1 pseudogene is annotated in these 250 nt (G+C 57.6%); it reads left to right on the forward strand.

Annotated features, from left to right (window positions below):
- Positions 1–125, forward strand: a pseudogene (locus tag HWX22_RS31720) (ATP-binding protein); the annotation flags it as partial.
- Positions 126–250 lie beyond the last annotated feature (125 nt).

Below are 250 nucleotides of genomic sequence, written 5' to 3' on the forward strand. Positions count from 1 at the left end.
TCTCGACCGTCGAGCTGACCAACGCCCTGGAGCAGGAGAAGTCCATCGGCAAACAAGGCCAGATCGCCCACAAGCTGATGTACGTCGACCTGGTGATCCTCGACGAACTGGGCTATCTGCCGTTCTGACCTGCCCCCATCAATAGGGCCAATGGGCTTCTAGCAAAGTCCCATTAAACCAACTCCTGGAAAGCGGCAGGAGTATCCGCGGTTGCCCGATGTTTCGCCGCAAACTCTGACGGCGCAAGGTA

The sequence above is a fragment of the Burkholderia sp. BCC1638 genome, from assembly GCF_902833195.1.
Classification (GTDB): domain Bacteria; phylum Pseudomonadota; class Gammaproteobacteria; order Burkholderiales; family Burkholderiaceae; genus Burkholderia; species Burkholderia diffusa.